At 39.2% G+C, this 20,222-nt stretch carries 15 protein-coding genes; 5 read left to right on the top strand and 10 right to left on the bottom strand.

The features are described 5' to 3' along the window. Window positions 1-55: 55 nt before the first annotated feature. Window positions 56-1,705, bottom strand: a complete 1,650-nt coding sequence (locus ABE954_RS02805; RefSeq protein WP_048608641.1) for a Na+/H+ antiporter — start codon at window positions 1,703-1,705, stop codon at window positions 56-58. Between the two features lie 260 nt (window positions 1,706-1,965). Continuing rightward, complete coding sequence (locus tag ABE954_RS02800) at window positions 1,966-3,312, bottom strand: NCS2 family permease (RefSeq protein ID WP_042848844.1); 1,347 nt, start codon at window positions 3,310-3,312, stop codon at window positions 1,966-1,968. A 662-nt stretch (window positions 3,313-3,974) separates the two neighbouring features. Here ABE954_RS02800 and ABE954_RS02795 point away from each other — a divergent pair. Beyond that, entirely contained in the window at window positions 3,975-5,663 is a 1,689-nt protein-coding gene (locus ABE954_RS02795; RefSeq protein WP_166685919.1) for a glycosyltransferase family 39 protein, read from the top strand. Window positions 5,664-5,708: 45 nt separating this feature from the next. Here the strand turns inward: ABE954_RS02795 and ABE954_RS02790 are convergent, their stop codons facing one another. Together ABE954_RS02790 and ABE954_RS02785 are read right to left on the bottom strand one after the other, a co-directional pair. Next, the gene (locus tag ABE954_RS02790) at window positions 5,709-6,905 is read right to left on the bottom strand and encodes an MFS transporter (RefSeq protein ID WP_272663790.1); all 1,197 of its coding nucleotides are present in this window, start codon (window positions 6,903-6,905) and stop codon (window positions 5,709-5,711) included. A 193-nt stretch (window positions 6,906-7,098) separates the two neighbouring features. Continuing rightward, complete coding sequence (locus tag ABE954_RS02785) at window positions 7,099-7,851, bottom strand: sulfite exporter TauE/SafE family protein (RefSeq protein WP_042848847.1); 753 nt, start codon at window positions 7,849-7,851, stop codon at window positions 7,099-7,101. A gap of 210 nt (window positions 7,852-8,061) precedes the next feature. Between ABE954_RS02785 and ABE954_RS02780 the strand changes: the two genes are divergently transcribed. Next, window positions 8,062-8,619 (top strand): helix-turn-helix transcriptional regulator, encoded by a 558-nt coding sequence (locus tag ABE954_RS02780; RefSeq protein ID WP_042848848.1) that lies wholly within the window; start codon window positions 8,062-8,064, stop codon window positions 8,617-8,619. Here ABE954_RS02780 and ABE954_RS02775 read toward each other — a convergent pair. The 4 genes from ABE954_RS02775 to ivbL form a co-directional block, all read right to left on the bottom strand. Further along, entirely contained in the window at window positions 8,616-9,278 is a 663-nt protein-coding gene (locus ABE954_RS02775) for a hypothetical protein (protein ID WP_371025720.1), read from the bottom strand. The genes ABE954_RS02780 and ABE954_RS02775 overlap by 4 nt on opposite strands. A 198-nt stretch (window positions 9,279-9,476) precedes the next feature. Further along, window positions 9,477-9,761: an acetolactate synthase small subunit gene (gene ilvN / locus ABE954_RS02770; protein WP_042848850.1), complete on the bottom strand. Its 285-nt coding sequence runs from the start codon at window positions 9,759-9,761 to the stop codon at window positions 9,477-9,479. 2 nt (window positions 9,762-9,763) lie between these two features. Then, complete coding sequence (ilvB, locus tag ABE954_RS02765; RefSeq protein WP_042848851.1) at window positions 9,764-11,461, bottom strand: acetolactate synthase large subunit; 1,698 nt, start codon at window positions 11,459-11,461, stop codon at window positions 9,764-9,766. 103 nt (window positions 11,462-11,564) lie between these two features. Continuing rightward, window positions 11,565-11,654 (bottom strand): ilvB operon leader peptide IvbL, encoded by a 90-nt coding sequence (gene ivbL, locus ABE954_RS02760; RefSeq protein WP_105880933.1) that lies wholly within the window; start codon window positions 11,652-11,654, stop codon window positions 11,565-11,567. Window positions 11,655-12,000: 346 nt separating this feature from the next. Between ivbL and ABE954_RS02755 the strand changes: the two genes are divergently transcribed. After that, window positions 12,001-13,173: an MFS transporter gene (locus ABE954_RS02755; protein ID WP_042848852.1), complete on the top strand. Its 1,173-nt coding sequence runs from the start codon at window positions 12,001-12,003 to the stop codon at window positions 13,171-13,173. A gap of 238 nt (window positions 13,174-13,411) precedes the next feature. Next, window positions 13,412-13,819, top strand: coding sequence for a helix-turn-helix domain-containing protein (locus tag ABE954_RS02750; protein ID WP_042848854.1), 408 nt, complete (start codon window positions 13,412-13,414; stop codon window positions 13,817-13,819). A 221-nt stretch (window positions 13,820-14,040) separates the two neighbouring features. Here ABE954_RS02750 and ABE954_RS02745 read toward each other — a convergent pair whose 3' ends face one another. Both ABE954_RS02745 and ABE954_RS02740 read right to left on the bottom strand, forming a co-directional pair. Beyond that, a complete protein-coding gene (locus ABE954_RS02745; RefSeq protein ID WP_210814403.1) occupies window positions 14,041-15,867 on the bottom strand; it encodes a hypothetical protein in 1,827 nt (608 codons plus the stop codon). Between the two features lie 358 nt (window positions 15,868-16,225). After that, window positions 16,226-16,750: a single-stranded DNA-binding protein gene (locus ABE954_RS02740; RefSeq protein ID WP_042848855.1), complete on the bottom strand. Its 525-nt coding sequence runs from the start codon at window positions 16,748-16,750 to the stop codon at window positions 16,226-16,228. Between the two features lie 460 nt (window positions 16,751-17,210). Between ABE954_RS02740 and uvrA the strand changes: the two genes are divergently transcribed. Beyond that, complete coding sequence (gene uvrA, locus ABE954_RS02735) at window positions 17,211-20,045, top strand: excinuclease ABC subunit UvrA (RefSeq protein ID WP_042848856.1); 2,835 nt, start codon at window positions 17,211-17,213, stop codon at window positions 20,043-20,045. Window positions 20,046-20,222: the final 177 nt, after the last annotated feature.

The following is a 20,222-nucleotide window of genomic DNA, read 5'->3' as shown; positions in this document are numbered from 1 at the left end:
TGCTGTATTTTGTCTCAAACTTAAGGGGTGTGAGTAGAATACTCGTTTTTTAGCCTTAATGCTCTTTTTCGATCAATACAGCTTCCAATAAATCCAAGTCAACCAGTAAAGATTGTAGCGTTTCGTTGCTGATTTTCTTCGTCGCACGTAAGTGATAGAGCTCACCGCGTTCCGCACGAAGCGCGGTTAAACGGAAACGACGCTCCAAGTCTTCAATCTGCAAGCTGTGTTCTATTTCATCCTGCCCAGCCGTTCGGCGCCTTAAATACCCCGTCACACGGGATGCCACCTCGCTAATATCTTCGGAATCTAGCTTTTCCTCGACATCCGCAGATAAACGCTCTTGCATTTTATTTAAGCTGACAATCGCGACTTCAGCCATTGCGGCTTTAGCCATACGAATTTCGTTAGCATCGGCATCCTTATCACCCACTTTAAAATTACGCAGTAATAAGGGTAAAGCGATAACCCCAGCAAAAATAGAGAATAGAATCACCCCCGCAGCAATAAAAATTAACTGGTAACGAGCAGGGAATGGAGAGCCATCGGTTAAAAATAGAGGGATTGAAAGCACACCCGCTAAAGTAATTGCCCCACGAACCCCTGCGAAGGAAGCAAGCCAGAGTTCACGCACAGTATAATTGGCAAATTGCAGTGGTTTTTTCTTTAAGAACAACCGGCTAAACCTTTTCATTAGCCACAGCCAGCAGAAACGGAGTAACAATAAAGCAAAGTAAATCACGGCTACCGCTGCAAATAGCATCCACGTTTCTACACTAGGGTCAAGTTCTGCTTGGATAACTGACGTTTCCCAGATACCCGGTAACTGTAGCCCTAACATAATGAAAACTAAACCGTTAAAGACAAACTCAAGCATTGACCAAACGCTATCTGCACGTAACCTCATCGCTAATGGAGCGTTACGGATCACACCTGATTTTGTGATGGTCATCCCTGCTGCAACTGCCGCTAAAATACCTGAAAAACCAATATGCTCTGCGATCATATATGATGCGAATGGTAACAAGAGCATAAACACAATTTGTGTTGCTGGGTCGTCGCCACTCCAACGGCTCATAAGGCGCAATGATTTACTGTATAGCCAAGTAACGATAATCCCCGACAGTAAACCACCCACAGCGACTTTGAAGAACTCAATGGTGACACCTGAAGTGCTAAACACCATCGTGCCCATCGCAATTGCGACGGCAAATTTTAATGCAACCAGACCGGAAGCATCGTTCATCAGAGCTTCACCTTCAAGTACGCTCATCATCCGCTTAGGAATTCGCCCTTTCCCAACAATGGAAGATAACGCTACGGCATCTGTAGGTGACAATACCGCGGCAAGCGCAAAAGCGGCAATTAAAGGTATACCCGGCATTAACCAGTAAATTAAATAGCCAATGCCGATTACAGTCACTAACACCAAAACCAACACTAAAATAAAAATTTCTCGGCCATTTTGGAAAAATTCACGTGTTGGTGTCTTCCAACCATCAACAAACAGCAAAGGTGGGATCAGTAGAACCATAAATAGTTCAGGGTCAAAAGTGACATGCAAGCCAAATTGAGGCCATGCAAGTAATGCACCGATAGCAATTTGAATGAGGGGAAGCGGAATTCGAATAGGTAAAACTTTAACGGCAACTCCAGAAATAGAGACCGCTAAAATCAGAATCAAAATAGTAAAGAAAATTTCCATGTTGCCCTTACTGATTAACCAGACGACCAAAGTCTAAAATTTGCCTGCCGCCGCATAGTAAGAGATAGCACCGTCCAGACCATGATTGTTCAAATCGAGCCAGTAACGAGTGGAAACTATGGACTTCCACTTGGTTCACCGCCTTATATCTATTTTATCCTTAGCAATTATTTTTCGGGGAAAAAATTACCATTTTGCGATTAATCGATATAAAACGTTAAATAAGGCGATAAGATCGCCTTATTTAAATATTATGAACCTTAAATAGCTAATCCTGAGGCATAAAATACCACTAAAAGCACCGCAATAATCACAGTTCCCACATTCAGTTTACGCCATTCACCCGCACAAATACGGCCAATCACCAATGCGGCGAAACCAAGCATAATACCAGTCACAATATTACAAGTTAAAACAATAAACACCGCACACAGTAAACCTGACATTGAATCAACAAAGTCATCAAAATCAAGTTTAGAGACATTACTTAGCATCAACAGGCCCACATACATCAACGCAGGTGCTGTCGCATAAGCAGGCACTAAATAAGATAATGGTGATAAAAATAAAATTAAGAGGAAGAGTACCCCAACAACCACAGCCGTTAACCCTGTACGACCACCCGCTGCGGTTCCTGCTGCTGATTCAATATAGACTGCGGCAGGAGATGCACCGATCGCACCAGCAAAAATACTACTCACTGAGTCGGCAGTTAGCGCCTTACCACCATCAATAATTTGCCCATCTTTATCTAAAAGGTTAGCTTGCCCCGCAACAGCACGAATTGTCCCTGTTGCATCAAAAACAGCTGTCATCACCAACGCAAGCAAGCTTGGTAATACCATGGGTTGTAAAGCCCCCATAATATCCATACTAAATACTAGAGATAGCCCATCGTCACCCAATGATGGTAATTTAAAGAAACCTTGATATTGGACAGCGGGGTCAAAAATCAACCCAATAATTGAAATAGCGATAATCACCAGTAGAACGCCGCCCGGAACACGACGTTTTTCTAAACCAAAAATAACCGCTAGCCCAACAAGTGACATTAACACAGGGAAAGAGGTAAATTCCCCCAGAGCGACGGGTAAACCTGCATTTGGGTTTTTGATCACTAAACCAACACCATTTGCTGCGATTAGCAATAAAAACAAACCAATACCTATCCCTGTACCATGGGCAATCCCCATTGGCATATTACGTAAGATCCAGCTACGAATACCTGTAACAGAGATAATGGTGAATAAACACCCCATTAGAAAAACGGCGCCTAGTGCCACGGGTATACTAATTTTTTGCCCTAAAACTAAGCTAAATGCAGTAAAAGCTGTCAATGAAATCGCACAGCCGATGGCCATTGGCAAATTTGCCCATAGCCCCATCAGCAAAGAACCAAACCCCGCCACTAAACATGTTGCAATAAAAACAGCGGTTGGAGGGAAACCAGCCTGCCCCAGCATACCAGGCACAACGATGACAGAATAAACCATCGCTAAGAATGTAGTTAGCCCTGCAATGATTTCACGGCGAACTGAAGACCCGCGTGCTGTTATCTTAAAAAATGAATCCAATTTACAGTTGGATGACGCCTGTTGGCCTGACATGGTGTACCTCTGCTGTTAATAGTAAACGAATACTCTCAAATAGTGCTGACGCCTAACGCATACGTTGACGTAAACGATTACGTTTTCAAAAAATAAAACCAATTGAGAATAAATTCTCTATAAAAACAGTTACGCAATCGTTTGGCTTTGAAATTAGAATAAAACGTATTGTGAGGAGGGCAATTATCGTTCTAAAACGGGCTAATGATCAAGTGTTTTTAGCATATCCCCCTGATATTCCCCCTTTCGTATTCAACAAAGGCTTATCAGTTTTTTTGCTAAGTACTTCCTTAAGGATAAAAAATATCTATTCCCCTCTGAGCCTTAAACGGACTTTCTAAAATTCCCTTTATTTTCATCGTAGTTATTTTAAGTAAAAATAACTAATTACTTTTCATATAGCGTTTGTTTAAAGAGAGTGATTATTTTTCTTGGTATAATCACAGAATATTTTCTTACAAAACGAACAACTTAAAAAATATTTATTTATGGTAGAATAATTTTCATACAAACCATTAAACATGCTTTTTTACGTTGTTTTTATTGAGAAAATAAAACATACATGGAGTGAATATAATTCATATATATATACACTCAATTATTGTCAACCATAGTTATAATTCTGATTTATTTATAATAACGAACACAAAAAACATATTAAAATGTCAAATAAGAATACATCAATAATCACTTTACAACGGGGTGTTTTACTACTTTTTATTTGTTTCCTCGCAATGTATTTATTACCGGGAATATATAGCCATAGCCCTTGGAAGCAAGATGAAAATTATAGCTTTGGCATTATTCAAACCATGTATGAAACTAATGAATGGTTAGTCCCAACAAATGCGGGTGAACCATTCATGGAAAAACCTCCGCTTTATTATTGGGTTGCTACTATTACATCCCATTTATTTTCTGGTTTTATGCCCCTTTATGATGCAGCTCGTAGTGCAACTTTGCTGTTTTCAGCGCTCAATTTCGCTTTCTTTTTATGCTTAGCGCGCCGCTTTTTCCAAGCTAAAGACTTTACGGATACACGCATTTGGTTAGCTTTCGCACTCTATGCCTGTGCCCCAGGGGTTCTGCGCCACAGCCATGATATGTTCACAGATGTTGCTCTTATGGCTGGGGCAACTATCGGCCTTTATGGGTTACTCGGGCTAATACAGCAACAGAAACTGTTGATGTCTAGCCTTTGGTTATCCCTAGGGACGGTAATCACAATGCTCTCAAAAGGGGTTTTCATCCCCGGCGTTTTATGGATTTGCTTAATTTTATCCCCTATTTTTATTCGCCAATGTAGAACCAAGCAATTCTGGCTATTCAGTTTATCCGCAGGGTTAATCGCCCTTGTTGCTATTTTACCTTGGCCTATCCATTTATACTTGCAGCATCCTGACTTATTTATGGTGTGGTTTTGGGAAAACAATATTGGTCGCTTTTTCGGGTTTTCTGTCGAAAAATTAGGTGCAAAAGCCAATTTAACACGTATTCCAGCTGCCGTTTTATTGTTCGCCTTTCCTTCGGGTCTACTAGCTACAGCATATTTTTTAAGGCACCCTATCAAGCGGTTATTCAATCAAAACCAATATTTACTCACCCTATTTCCTTTATTAGGCATTGTTTTTTTGCAGCTTTCAGCTTCAGGTCGTGCCTTGTATTTGCTCCCATTTATTGCCCCAATGGCGATTTTAGCAACACAAACACTCTTAGCTGCTCCAGCGAAAATTTTACGTTATATTTCATATTTCGCGGCAATATTCTGGTCATTACTGATTCTATTTCTTTGGGCCTGTTACCTAATAGCATTAACAGGCCACCAGCAAGAATGGCTCAGCCCTTTTAGTCGCTGGCTACCGATGAGCTACCAGATGCCATTTTCCTCAGTGGCTTTTGTGAGTGGCTTAGTCATTACCTTAGTTTGGTTTTTACGTAATAAAATCATCGCTAACCCTATTTCACCTGCATTTCAGATGATGAAAAATTGGTTACTTGGGCTATGTTGCGTCTGGGGCGTGATTTTAACCTTATTTCTCGGATGGGTTGATTACACTAAAGGTTTTGAGGGAGTTTTTGTCGATTTAGATCAACACTTAGCAGGCCAATTTACTGCAACTGACTGTATGGCTTCAGATAATATTGGCGAATCAGAAGCACCCATGCTCTATTATTACACTGGTATCTTACACCAACGCCAAGATCGTTTTGAGCGCCCCGCACAATGCCGTTGGTTAATTGTACTATCAAAAGAAATTAAACCGGCCCCACAAGGTATGAAGTTATTTTGGCACAATCATAGGCCAGATGAAGATCGTGAAAATTTAGTGGTATATAAAGCTATTGAGTAATCGATAAGCGGTGTACTCCCTACCTGTAGTGCACCGCTAAATTAATTAATTTGTTAATTGTTCAATAGATTGAGCACTGTACTTCTCACGAGTAAACCATAAAAAGATAGCCGTAGATAAAATCAGTAACACTGGTAGGCCTGAAGGTGAAATAGATGTAGCAATGCCCCCTAACAGCGGCCCAGATAAATTACCGATCCCCCACAGCATAGCGGCGGCAGCATTCGCTACAATTAATTCATTCCCTTTAAAATACTGGCCTATCTGGACTAATGCGATGGTGTAAATTGCCCCTGCTGTTGCCCCTAAAACAAACAACAACCCCCAAATAAGATAAGGTTGGTCTATCAAAAAAGGGAGTAAAAAACTTGCACCTAATGTCACAACACCACAAATTCGATACAGTTTTTCTCTATTCATATGGTCAGCTAGCCAGCCAAACGGCAGTTGCATAATCGCATCACCGGCTAAAATTGCGCTAATCATTAATGCAGCAACAGCCTCTGTGTGGCCCATCCCCATCCCATAGATTGGAAACATAGATAGAATAGTGCCATCAAAAAAAGCAAAAAATAAAATCCCACCGCAAATACCTGGGGCAATTTTTACAAACTGAATAATAGAGAAATTAGACTTCGCGGCAGCCTCTGCGGAATGATCACCAACTTTTTGATCCATCAAAAGAAATAACGCCACCGAAATTAAATGGATCAATGTACAAATTAATAATGGTGATTTGTCTTCCACGCCATAATAAGCAATAAATGATGGCCCGAGTAATTGGCTCACTGTAAAGACAGTCGTATAAATCGCCAATATGCGACCCCGCTTATTTTCTGGGGATAGTTCATTGATCCACGTTTCCCCTAAACAAATCATCACACCACTAGCCAAACCAGTAACGAGCCGCAAAGGAAATAATAACCACAGCGGTAAGGTACTGAGTAATGGCAATAAACTCACAGCAGAAATGATGGTTGCCAATAACATGGCCTTTCGCTTACCTGACCATAACACAATACGTTGGACTACAGGCGCGATTAAAAACATCCCTAACGCAGGTGCTGCGGAAATAATGCCAATATACAATTCATTGACACCATAATTATGTAACCTAAGCGCGACCATCGGTATACTTAACCCGATCACGATACCAATAACAGCAATACTCATGGTGATCGTAAAAATAGCGAAAAACGGGGAACGACGACAATTTTGCAAAAACTGATTATCAGAGCTCATTTTGAACTTAACTCGTTTCCTCTTCAAAAGAAACAGGTTTTAACTCCATGAATAAATAACTATTTAAAATAAAAAACCAATAAGCCACTAATGAAAACTATAGTTAGCTCATCAATTGTAGCATGACTAATATATTCCGCTATTTATCTCTACAAAAGCAGATTGTATTATTTATTTTAATGCCTTAGATGAACTAAAGAACAAAAAAATATCGATATAACAATGCGATTCCTGAGACTAAAATAACAATATTAATAATTTTCAAAAATGCTTCACGGGAAATTTTTAAGGTAATATGCCTACCCGCCCAAATACCGATTAACATTGCCGGGGAAAATGCCAAAGCAATCAATAAAATATCAATATTTAGATAAACACCCATAACCAAGAATATGATTACTCTGGTAAGAGTACTAAAGCCAATCAGTGTCATCTGAGTGATACGAAAACGTTGTTTATCTTCAATTCGGCTCGATAAATACATCGCATAGATAAACCCACCACTACCAAATAAGGCACTGAAAATACCGCCTATTAAACTGAATGGAACAACAAGTGCTTTGGAAAATGGTGTTTTCACTTTCTTGGAGAAGAAAGTGTTTAATACATAACCGATCACGAACAAACCCAGTAATAATACTAAAATATCCGGTCGCGTTTTTAATAAAATAGCGGCTCCAATTAAACTTCCTATTACCATTAGTGGAATTATCCATTTTATCTCTTGATAATCGGCTTTTTTCCCATCTCTAAATAAATTTAAAATGGCCGCAGTTAAATCAATTAGCGCTAATATTGGGACAATCATACTTAAGGGCAAATACATAGCCAGCACAGGAGTTGCGATAAGAGCTGAGCCAAACCCCGCCATACCAAAAACCAAATAAGCGAAAAGTAAAGTCACAAAACAAATCGCCATCTCTGGCGTTAATAACCCAAACGGCATACTGATTTAACTCCTAAAATTTTTGATACTCTCACTATAAATTTTTTAGGACAGATTAAATAGCCTTATTTTTTTGTGGGTAAATTTTAAAACTATATCAAAAAATAAAATAACCTCTTTAAATACAATATAAGATGGAGAATATGTGATTAGTTCTACTGAGTCATGTAGAATTAGCATAATGAATTGGAATTTAGGGAAAGCCATATTGTGGATAAAAAAATTAATATAAAAATTGGTCAAAAGATCCGTTTACTTAGGCAAGCTAGAAACCTTTCGTTGAATGAACTATCTCGCCTATCTGGGATCTCAAAAGCCGCATTATCCAAATTAGAATCCGGCGATTCAAACCCACGTATTGATACATTAGAATCGATTGCCATCGCGCTGCGTTTTCCGCTTAGCGATTTATTTACACGCCAACATGAAGCTTATCCCTACTTTGTCAAAGGGTCCTCGAGTGAAGAGGAATATTCACAGCAATTTAAATTCCGTATTAGTATGGGGAATATCTCCGAAATCTGGCAATTAACCATGAAAAGAGGGGCTATTATTAATAGCCCTGCGCATATGAGTGGAACCCATGAGCACATTATGGTGAATTCAGGTTCACTAATGTTGCGTTTGCATAACGATCAAAACATCATTCTAGAAGCAGGCGATTTTTATGCATTTAGCGGTGATTTTCCACATTCTTATTTATGCATAGAGGGAGAATTACAAGCGACTGTAGTCATGACTTACTCCCATATCAGCGAAGGTGTTTAAACCGAGGCATGTTGTGCATCATAGCTAATGCGCAACGTCCCTTTTTTATATTTCATCGACTTAATTGAAAAATGCGTAATGCTATCCAATGAACCAACGTGCGTTCCTCCGCATGGCATTTCTTCAGTTTGGTCGATATAACTGATCCTCAGCTCGTCGTTTTGTTTTATTTCAACTTTCCGGCCACTGCTAATGCTTTGATTAACAATATCTTCAATATATTGACTATCCAGTTTTTCAAACGGCACAACCTCACCATCCATCATACAAAACTCGACTCGAGATTCATCAGGAAAATGATGCCCTTTTTGTGCAAACCAGCCAAAACGCCGTAATTCCCAGTTTAACAAATGCCCTGCGGTATGCAGTGCGGCATATCGTTGACGCTTTTCTCCGTCAATGGCTGCAACAACGGTGCTCTCTAAATTTAAATTTATCCCATCAGGGAGATAAGCAACAATCAAACCGTTTAGGTGTTTCTTAATACGAACGGGCTCATTATTAACCCAAGCAGTATCGGCGGGTTGCCCACCACCTTGTGGATGGAAAATGTTATCTTGTAGTGCAACCCAGTGCCCTTCCTCGTCACTACCTTGTTTTAATAGAACTGTTTCTACTTCATATTGGTAAGTATTGGTGAGATAAATGTTGTTCTGCATAACTTTCGTACCTTTTATTATTCAATTTAGCAGAATGTATTCGCTTTTCATTCCCTAAACTATTTCTATAACCGCTTAAATTTATATCACCTTTGTTCGCTTTAGGAAACCCTTATTTATGATACTACGTTGAAAATTAATCATGATAAAAAAGCCCACACGCATTGTGTAGGCTATTAAAAAAGATGCTGATAAGCATTACTGCAAATAATTCTGCATGGTTTCGAAGAGACGTAAATCGTCACTGAAACGAACTTCTCTCACATCTTCAAGCTTTTCAACTTGATTAATCATTTGTGATAGACGCTCGTCTTTTTGCACCAACAGCCATATCCGGCTTTCATCTTTATTTTTAATTGGCATACAAAGAATGCCATCAACGTTAAAAGCTCTGCGTGCGAATAAGCCACATATATGTGACATCACGCCGGGATGGTTACGAACAATTAACTCTAAAGCTATTGGGTGATGTTCAAATGCCATAATTAAGCTCCAATCATATCAATGTTAGCTGCGCCTGGTGGAACCATTGGATAAACCTTCTGGTTAACATCAATTAAAACATGGATCAAACAAGGGCCTTTGGTATTCATCACCCTTTCCAGTGCCATTTCAGGATCTTCTTCATTATTTAAATCACACGTTTGTAAGCCAAAACCTGCCGCTATCTTAATAAAATCAGTTTGATAAGGATAAGCTGCCGCAAATATACGATTCTCAAAGAACAGATCCTGTTGTTGATGTACCATTCCCAACGCTTGGTTATTCATCAAAACAATTTTTATATTTAATTGGTGCTCGGCGGCTGTCGCCAGCTCTTGAATATTCATCATCAAGCTGCCATCACCCGAAAAACAAACAACCGTTTTGTCTGGCTCGGCTAAGGCGGCTCCAATCGCCGCTGGTAAACCAAACCCCATGGTGCCTAAACCACCAGAAGTCAGCCATTGGCGAGGGCGCGATAATGGATAAGCCTGAGCTGCCCACATTTGGTGTTGCCCAACATCAGTTGTGATAATCGCATCTTCACCCGCAGCCCGCGCAGTAGAAAGAACTAATCCATAATGATTTAACGGGTTGTCTGCCTCGCGGAGATCCAATGGGTATTTATTTTTCAATTCACTAACTTGATTAACCCATTCAGTACGTTCATTACGTTCAACTAAAGGTAATAATAGTTCCAAGATCTGCCCTGCATCTGCGTGAATGGCGATATCTGGTCGTTTAATTTTACTAATTTCCGCTTTATCGATATCCACATGAATGATTTTTGCATTAGGGCAAAACTTCTCTGCCTTCCCGATTGCTCTATCGTCAAAGCGTGCGCCAATAACAATTAATAAATCAGACTCTTCCATGACCATATTTGTGCTAGCAGCAGCATGCATGCCTAACATACCTAAATATAATGGGTGTCGCATAGGGATAGTGCCAAGCGCCATTAAGGTCATCGTCGTCGGTAATGAGGCTTTTTCCGCAAACGCAATCGCTGTTTCTGTTGAATCAGAACTAATAACCCCACCACCAAAATACAGTACTGGGCGCTTCGCATTATTAATCATTTCAGCTGCTTGCAGAACTTTTTCCATATCAAATGCTGGCGCTTTATCTTTCGGTAATACTTCTGGTATTTCAGTCAGTTCAATAGTGGCAGTTTGAACATCCTTTGGAATATCAATCCAAACAGGTCCCGGGCGCCCTGACTCTGCTATACGAAAAGCATCACAAATAACTTGGGGTAATTCATTGATAGAACGAACTAAATAATTATGTTTAGTGACAGGAATAGAAATACCATAGGTATCAACTTCCTGAAATGCATCGGTCCCAATCATTGATGAGGAAACTTGAGCTGTAATACAAACTAGCGGGATAGAATCCAGTTTTGCATCCGCAATGGCGGTCACTAAGTTGGTCGCGCCCGGACCACTTGAAGAAATGCAAACGGCCGCTTTCCCTGTAGTACGCGCGATCCCTTGCGCAATAAACCCCGCACCTTGCTCATGACGAGCCAAAATATGCTGAATTTGCTTACTTTTCCCTAAAGCATCATAGAACGGTAAAGCCGCCCCGCCAGGAATGCCCGAAACAATAGTAATACCATGTTTTTCTAATAAATAGACGATTAACTCTGCCCCTGTAAAACAGGTTTTATGTGGTGATGTAGTGCCCGATCCGCTCATCATAATTATCCTTTGCTAGCCTGCGACCCCAAGCGGAAGGTAATAAAAAACCCCGCTCGGTTTGCGCCGGCGGGGTTTCTAAATCTGCGTTGATTTGTACCCGTTACGGCGCTAAGCCCACGACCACCACCACACGCACGACCACCGCGGCACATGGCGCGGTTAGTAGTAGGTTTGAGTGATTAAAAGTCATGTTCACGGGGTTTTCCTGTTTAGTTTATTTGGTTTAACTTATTTGATTATTGTTCTTGCTTTCTTTAAGAAAACATAAATTTCTGATGATGACAATCATTTTTTTGCGTTTTAATTTCTACTAATCTCAAATGAGATATACATCACACTCCTCCTAAACCAACGAATAAACTGGGTATATCAATAAACTCAGAATTAAATTTTGATTAAATTTTCCTTTTTTACCCTGCATTAAGACTTGACTTAAAGTCAACTTGAAGTAGTACCTTATGTAATATTCTACAGAATTACCCTATTAAAAATATCTTATTACTTGATTTTAATAACTTTTAGTTGAGAGAGGGCTTATGCCAAAATCCGTTTGGTGGTTAACAACGACGCTTGCATTGTTTATAACCGGAAATGCCATTGTACTTTCTGTTGCTGTCGTGGTTGGAGAAAAATTGGCAACAAACCCCACTTACGCAACGCTCCCATTATTAAGCCAGTATATTGGTTTGATCCTCGCAACCATCCCAATTGCCTATGTAATGCAAAGATACTCAAGAAAAATAGGATTTATTATTGGCAACATTGGCGGGTTAATTGGTGCTGGGTTATCTATACTTGGCGTTTTAGAAAGTAGCTTAATTTATTTTTCTATCGGGCTATTTTTCACTGGTATTGCAATAGGCACTGCACAACAATTTCGTTTTGCGGCAATCGAGGAAGCTCCTGTTTCTTTGCGAGCTAAAGCTATTGGGCTTGTTATGAGTGGGGGCATTGCTGCTGCGTTAATTGGCCCAACCCTAGCGGTTACCACCCAAGGATTTTTTGCAGAATACCCTTTTGCTGGCCCATTTATCACATTAGGCATCATTTATCTTATCGCTTTTCTTTTATTATTAATTGTCCCCTTGAAGAAGGCTGTTAAGTCCACAACAGACAAAACCTTAGTTAAACGTAGCTATAAGGATTTGTATTTACAGCCAATTTTAATGCTGATTGCAATTGTTAGTGCTGCAGGTTACGCCATTGTTGTCTTTACTTTTGCCTCAATTCCTTTATCTATGAAGCAACATGATTTCCCCTTTTCTTCAATTGCAATTGTATTTCAGTTTCATGTACTTGGCATGTTCGCTCCATCATTCTTTACGGGCACATTAATTCATCATTTAGGCGCAAAACGCATTATTTTCTGCGGTATTGTTTTATTAATTTTATCTGCTGTCATGAACTTACTCGCTAACCATTTTTATAACTACCTTTTCGCGGGTATTTTTGTCGGTGTAGCATGGAATTTAATTCTTATCAGCACGACCAACCTGCTACCACACACCTATGAAATACATGAACGTGCCAAAGTACAAGGAATGACGGATTTTCTTATTTATTTTTTTGGGGGAATTGGCAGCTTAGCTGCGGGTATGTTGTTTTTCACTCTAGGGTGGCAAGTGATGAATATCTTATCCGTTGTTATATCCATCGCAATTTTGGTCGGTTTTTGGCAGTTAAAAAGATATATTCCAACGCACCAATAAACCATTTAATACTCACATCTTAATTCTGTGCTTATGGTGTAAAAACAAGTTCATGATAGTTTGTTGCTCCATAAATATATCACCATAAGTCAAACAACACTGGTTGAGTACTAATTAAAATTTTGCATTATTGTTATTTCACAAATTAACAGCCTGTATTTATATCTGTTTATCTTTTATTTATTGGTAATTTACATAATCAGAGATATGATTAAAAAGTAACTAGTAGGAAAATATTATGTATAAAGAAATTACTGTTCCCTACCAAGGGAAATACACGGAATTTCAATCTACAGTTGTCAATGAGATATTAGTTTGGATTGAAATGAACTTAACCAATCGTCTATTACTCGACGATATTGCACTAAAATCGGGATATACGAAGTGGCATTTACAGAGGGTATTTCGCAAAGTTGTTGGGATACCTTTAGGTGAATATATTCGCCGAAGGCGGATATGTGAAGCAGCAAAGGACCTCTGCACGACCGACCTTCAAGTTATTGATATAGCACTAAAATACCAATTCGACTCCCAGCAATCATTTGCAAAGCGGTTCAGAGCATATTTAGGTACATCACCGTCAATTTACCGAATTTCCGGTGAAAGCCAAAATGACCCTTTACTACTGGAACCCAAAGTTGCCTGATACGCAATATGAAAATAAAATTTGTATATTCTTTTATTCAACCTTCAATACAAAGCTCCATGTAAGTTAATTACTGGAGCTTTTTCTATTATTACCTTAAGAAAATATTAATTTAAGAAACTCTTAATTTAAAATTAATAATCTCTTAAGGTTTAAAATATATAAATTCTAAACCTTAAGGAAAAATTAGCTGGCTTATAATTTAAAGGGGAGTTTTCATACTATCTATCATCGGCAATAACACGAAATGTAGCTGAAGCCGAATTAGCCATGGCTTTCGCTCCAAAAAGCAAACTCCTTAGTTGCTTAGCTCCTGTTGAACTGGATTGTTTTTGTTGAGAGTTTAAATAGCGTGATTTCAATGCATGTGGCTGTACAACAATAACTTCATAAGAACAGTTCGACTTTATTGAATTTAGTGCTAATAGTAAATCTTGTGAGGCTGTTATCGGTGAAATAAGCCCTTTAGCCCATGGCTTATCCCAGACCCTTTTATCTCCATGACGACTAACATTACTTTTAATTGCCTCAAACATAGTAACAGAACTCATCCTACGAAGGTTTTTCATCGCTTGTGCGATAACTAGTTCATAGGCACCTGGAGAAACCTGACGTGAGTCTGAGTCACTATTTGCACCTTTGACATGTATTAATGTTATTTTAGGCTTTGTCTGTGATGTTCTATCCACATGAATAAAATCAGCAATCTCACCAGAGCGATCGTCACAATACAACCAACAAAAGTCTTTAGCTGGCTGTGAAAGCCCTAATTGTGTTAATCCTTCTTTAAAAACCCATTTAAATAAACTATTATCAGTCTCAGTAAATATATGTTCTATGGGTGGAGGGTTCCCTACTGGCTTTTCTTTTTTTATTTCATACGTCATAGTTGGCGTTGAGAATTTTTTAAATTCAATGTCGAACTCTCTATCTTGTACCTCAGAATAACTCAAAGATGCATTGGATATTGTATGACCACTATCATAAAAAATACGAATAAAGTCAATATTGCTTCTAATTGAGTCAACAAATTCATTAAATTCTTTAGGGATTGGAGCTACAAATTTAAGAATTAATTTCTTATTCACAATCTCTGGTGAAATAGTTAACCAACAAAAACTATTATCTATAATTTTTTTTACAAGCACATAAATTTCTTCTTTATTTATACTAGTGTTTGTCTGATCAATATCAATTTGATAGTTATTAATCAAATATGTCAATTTATCTTTTCTTCTTTTTCCTTTTAAGGTTTCTATATCTGCAAATTCGATCTGATAAGCAGAACTTACTGATGTTAAATCATAAATATTTTGTGCTAACCCATGGTGCACCGTAACTAAACTATTTTTAGGTAATTTTTCTACAAACAACTTACTATCATGTAATTTTGCTAATAAATTTTGCGCAGTTTTCGCAAAACTATCCCAGTCCTTTTTAGGTCCAAACCATACACCACTACGTTTTAAACTAACCCCTGCTACAGATGAGCGAACAGCCCCAGCAATATATGTAGAATCACCAAAAGGATCGATTGCATCATTTAAATTACTTCCACTAATAATCTTACTATTTGGCTTGATAGAAACATTACGATGAGTTCCTCCTAACCAAAGAGTTTTTAACTCATTTCCTTCAATAAAAGCATGAGTTAAAATCATTTCATCAACCATACTCCAGCCATTAATTCTCCCCGTAGATAAAAAACTAATAATTGCAGATTTTATTCCTGAATCACTGACATATATTACTGAAAATTCTGTATCTACAAAATATGTTAATAAGTGATTGATACTATCATTTATTAAATTAGTGCCAGCCCAAGATACACTTCTATCTTCCGTTAAATGAAATGCAGCCGTTTCTTTCACATTTGCTGTAGGTTTTGGTTTTATATCTATATGGGATACAATATTTATTCCATATTCCTTTATGGCTTTATTAATATCACCTATTAAATCAGTAATGCTTTTTTTTGTTGTAGTACTTTTAGAATTCTTCTGTAACGTAATATAACTAGCAAAAGGTGAAACTGAATAAAGGTTCATTTTAATATTACCTCGATATTAAATCAGAAAAAAAACTAGATACATAATGATGAAGTATAATTAAAAATCAACAAATAAATTTGACTTATGTGATTTAAAAGAAAAAATAATTAACGGATTAAGTAAAATGAGGAGGTAATTGAAACCAGTTAAACATGTTTCATAGTTTTATTTAAATATAGAAATTGATAACAAAACCTATAATAGATATATAATAAATATATCCATATAGAGTTAATAGAATATTATCTAACATACTTTTAATTAATATATCTTTATATTGACCTATCATCTTAGAATGCCCTTAAAAATAAGGGCATTGAATATGATTTTTCACAAGAAATATCTCTAGATACCGTCAGAATGGAATATCATCATCGAAATCCATTGGTGGCTCATTAGTTTGTGGTGCTGGTGCTTGTGAACGAGCTGGCGCACCACCGCCACTAAATTGTTGAGCAGCTTGAGCTTGTGGCTGCTGAGGCTGACCCCAACCCCCCTGACCGCCTTGCCCTTGTGATGACGAATCACCACCACGACCACCTAGCATTTGCATTGAACCACCGATATTAACAACAACTTCAGTGGTGTAACGGTCTTGACCGCTTTGATCTTGCCATTTACGGGTTTGCAAAGAACCTTCGATGTAGACTTGTGAACCTTTTTTTAAATATTCACCCGCAACCTCAGCTAATTTGCCGAAAATAACCACGCGGTGCCATTCTGTTTTTTCACGCATCTCGCCGGTTTGCTTATCGCGCCAACTTTCAGAAGTTGCCAGAGTCAGGTTTGCCACAGCCCCACCGTTAGGCATATAACGGATTTCTGGATCTTGTCCTAGGTTACCGATAAGAATTACTTTATTTACGCCTCTGCTGGCCATTTATTACTCCTGATGCATTGAATTTTAATCTCTGGATTAGCCGAGAAGTTTACCACGACCTCGCTGATTTGCACCACGAAATTGAAACTCCCCCTCGAACTTGCGAAACACTTTCCAAATTTTAGTGTAATTTCTGAGTGCAATTTCAGTATAGACACAAAATAATTCACCGTTTCCCCTTCGACAAATTCGTTCTTCCCTTGAGCTTATGTATAATTGTACATTTTTAAGACTAAAACTCCCCACTCTAGACTGTTTAATTCATAGCTAGGCGGCAAGCGAAGGCATTACAAAGGTATATATAAGTATGTAACTACCTAGCCAAGCACAACCAACAGCACTAAGAATTTAAATAGGAGTAGTAGAAAAATATGGCAAGTACTGTATATCCATTCAGCCATAATTATGTGATAATGATCGCTTGCGATTGTTCAATATCAAATCATCCGGGAAGTGGTAAATGGATAATATCGAAGTACGCGGCGCACGCACGCATAATCTGAAAAACATCAATCTCGTTATCCCTCGTGACAAACTGATTGTTATTACGGGTTTGTCTGGCTCTGGAAAGTCATCTTTAGCTTTTGATACCCTATATGCCGAGGGTCAGCGCCGCTATGTTGAGTCCCTATCCGCCTATGCACGCCAGTTTCTTTCTTTAATGGAAAAACCGGATGTCGACCATATTGAGGGGCTATCTCCAGCCATTTCGATTGAACAAAAATCGACTTCACATAACCCACGGTCAACTGTCGGGACAATCACTGAAATTCATGATTATCTACGTTTATTATTTGCTCGTGTCGGTGAACCTCGTTGCCCTGATCATGACATACCACTAGCAGCACAAACAGTTAGCCAAATGGTTGACAATGTACTAGCGCAGCCTACCGACCGCCGGATGATGTTATTGGCTCCTGTCGTTAAAGAACGCAAAGGCGAGCACGTTAAGTTACTTGATAACTTAGCAACACAGGGTTATATCCGAGCAAGAATTGATGGCGAAGTCTGCGATCTTTCTGATCCTCCAAAGCTCGAATTACAAAAAAAACACACGATTGAGGTTGTTGTCGACCGCTTTAAAATTCGTGATGATATCGCCCAACGTTTAGCCGAATCCTTTGAGACCGCACTCGAGCTTTCCGGTGGTAGTGCTATTGTTGCCGATATGGATGACCCAAGTGCAGAAGAATTGGTTTTTTCTGCTAATTTTGCCTGTTCGGTGTGTGGTTACAGCATGATGGAACTTGAGCCACGGCTGTTTTCCTTTAACAATCCAGCGGGGGCTTGCCCAAGTTGTGATGGCTTAGGTGTTCAGCAGTTCTTTGACCCTGAACGGGTTATCCAAAATACAGAAATATCCCTGTCTGGCGGGGCTATTCGTGGCTGGGATCGCCGTAATTTTTATTATTTTCAAATGATAATGTCATTAGCAGAACATTATAAATTTGACGCAGAAGCGCCATACAGTTCATTAAGTCCTGCTATCCAAAAAATTATTTTATACGGTTCAGGCAAAGAAACGATCGAATTTAAATATCGTAACGACCGTGGCGATGTCACTGTTCGTCGTCACCCATTTGAAGGGGTGCTCAATAATATGGAGCGCCGTTATAAAGAAACAGAATCTACTGCGGTACGTGAAGAACTCGCCAAATACATAAGCAATCGCCCTTGTGTTTCTTGTCACGGAACCCGTTTGCGTAAAGAAGCGCGCTTTGTTTTTGTTGAGAATACAACATTACCTGAAATTGCTGATTACAGCATTGGCCACGCAATGGCGTTTTTCCAAAATCTAAAACTCACGGGTCAACGTGCGCAGATCGCAGAAAAAGTATTAAAAGAAATTGGCGAGCGGCTGAAATTCTTAGTTAATGTGGGGCTTAATTACCTTAGTCTTTCACGTTCTGCGGATACCTTGTCTGGTGGGGAAGCTCAGCGTATTCGTTTGGCAAGCCAGATTGGGGCTGGTTTAGTCGGGGTGATGTATGTTCTTGATGAACCTTCAATCGGCTTACACCAGCGTGATAACGACCGCTTACTCGAAACGTTAATCCACCTGCGTAATCTTGGTAATACTGTTATCGTCGTAGAGCATGACGAAGATGCCATTCGCGCCGCTGATCATGTGATTGATATTGGGCCTGGGGCCGGTGTACATGGTGGGCAAGTTGTCGCTCAAGGCACATTAAATGATATTGTCACGAACCCAGACTCTTTAACCGGTAAGTATTTAAGCGGTGAGCGTAAAATAGAAATCCCTCAGCAACGTGTCCCTATTAACAAAGACAAAATACTCACTGTATTTGGTGCTAAGGGTAACAACCTAAAAAATGTGACGCTAAAAATCCCTGTTGGTCTATTTACTTGTATCACAGGGGTATCAGGCTCTGGTAAATCAACACTAATTAACGATACTTTATTCCCTATAGCTCAACGCCAACTAAATGGTGCAACAACCATTACTCCAGCCCCTTATTTGGATGTAGAAGGTATAGAACATTTCGATAAAGTTATCGATATTGACCAAAGCCCTATTGGCCGTACGCCTCGTTCAAACCCTGCCACCTATACGGGGGTGTTTACACCAATTCGTGAGCTATTTGCCGGTGTTCCTGAGTCAAGAACACGTGGTTACAACCCGGGGCGCTTTAGTTTCAACGTCAAAGGTGGGCGCTGTGAGGCATGCCAAGGTGATGGGGTCATTAAAGTAGAAATGCACTTTCTGCCTGATGTGTATGTCCCTTGCGACCAATGTAAAGGCAAACGCTATAACCGTGAAACGTTAGAAATCAAATACAAAGGGAAAAGTATTCATGAAGTCCTCGATATGACAATCGAAGAGTCTCGTGAATTTTTTGATGCCGTCCCAGCACTCGCTCGTAAGCTACAAACCCTGATGGACGTAGGTTTATCCTATATTCGTCTTGGCCAATCCGCGACCACATTATCCGGTGGTGAAGCCCAACGAGTAAAACTCGCCAAAGAGCTATCTAAACGGGGTACTGGGCAAACTATTTATATTTTAGATGAACCAACAACGGGTCTGCATTTTGCTGATATTCAACAGTTATTAGCTGTTTTACATCAGTTACGTGACCAAGGAAACACCATCGTTGTCATTGAACATAACCTTGATGTGATTAAAACGGCAGATTGGATTGTCGACTTAGGCCCTGAAGGTGGTAGTGGTGGTGGTGAAATTTTAATTTCCGGCACTCCTGAAGAAGTCGCTGAGTGTGAAAAATCACATACTGCAAGGTTTTTAAAGCCTATTTTAGAGCGCGGTTATTAAAAACTAAAGGCACAGGGAAAGCCACCATGGCTTTCCCTTCATATCATCTGTATTCTTTCTAACCTAACGAATAACTAGTTATTAATACAATAATATCAATTAAATCAGTTTATTGTTCATCCGCCCTCAACAATGAACCTAAATCGCATATGGCTTTCAGTGGATAGCTATTAGAAC

Origin of the sequence: Providencia sp. TYF-12 (assembly GCF_041344805.1) — a bacterium.
In the GTDB taxonomy this organism is placed as follows: Bacteria; Pseudomonadota; Gammaproteobacteria; order Enterobacterales; family Enterobacteriaceae; genus Providencia; species Providencia huashanensis.
This window is presented reverse-complemented; position numbering and strand designations above follow the sequence as displayed.

Excerpts from the sequence above, each read along its gene's own strand:
- ABE954_RS02755 (WP_042848852.1), top strand. The coding sequence starts at position 12,001 with ATGCCAAAATCCGTTTGGTGGTTAACAACGACGCTTGCATTGTTTATA.
- ABE954_RS02775 (WP_371025720.1), bottom strand. The coding sequence starts at position 9,278 with ATGCAGAACAACATTTATCTCACCAATACTTACCAATATGAAGTAGAA.
- ABE954_RS02795 (WP_166685919.1), top strand. The coding sequence starts at position 3,975 with ATGTCAAATAAGAATACATCAATAATCACTTTACAACGGGGTGTTTTA.
- ilvB (WP_042848851.1), bottom strand. The coding sequence starts at position 11,461 with ATGAGCGGATCGGGCACTACATCACCACATAAAACCTGTTTTACAGGG.
- ABE954_RS02740 (WP_042848855.1), bottom strand. The coding sequence starts at position 16,750 with ATGGCCAGCAGAGGCGTAAATAAAGTAATTCTTATCGGTAACCTAGGA.
- ABE954_RS02805 (WP_048608641.1), bottom strand. The coding sequence starts at position 1,705 with ATGGAAATTTTCTTTACTATTTTGATTCTGATTTTAGCGGTCTCTATT.
- ABE954_RS02800 (WP_042848844.1), bottom strand. The coding sequence starts at position 3,312 with ATGTCAGGCCAACAGGCGTCATCCAACTGTAAATTGGATTCATTTTTT.
- ABE954_RS02750 (WP_042848854.1), top strand. The coding sequence starts at position 13,412 with ATGTATAAAGAAATTACTGTTCCCTACCAAGGGAAATACACGGAATTT.
- ivbL (WP_105880933.1), bottom strand. The coding sequence starts at position 11,654 with ATGACTTTTAATCACTCAAACCTACTACTAACCGCGCCATGTGCCGCG.
- uvrA (WP_042848856.1), top strand. The coding sequence starts at position 17,211 with ATGGATAATATCGAAGTACGCGGCGCACGCACGCATAATCTGAAAAAC.
- ABE954_RS02785 (WP_042848847.1), bottom strand. The coding sequence starts at position 7,851 with ATGCCGTTTGGGTTATTAACGCCAGAGATGGCGATTTGTTTTGTGACT.
- ilvN (WP_042848850.1), bottom strand. The coding sequence starts at position 9,761 with ATGGCATTTGAACATCACCCAATAGCTTTAGAGTTAATTGTTCGTAAC.
- ABE954_RS02745 (WP_210814403.1), bottom strand. The coding sequence starts at position 15,867 with ATGAACCTTTATTCAGTTTCACCTTTTGCTAGTTATATTACGTTACAG.
- ABE954_RS02790 (WP_272663790.1), bottom strand. The coding sequence starts at position 6,905 with ATGAGCTCTGATAATCAGTTTTTGCAAAATTGTCGTCGTTCCCCGTTT.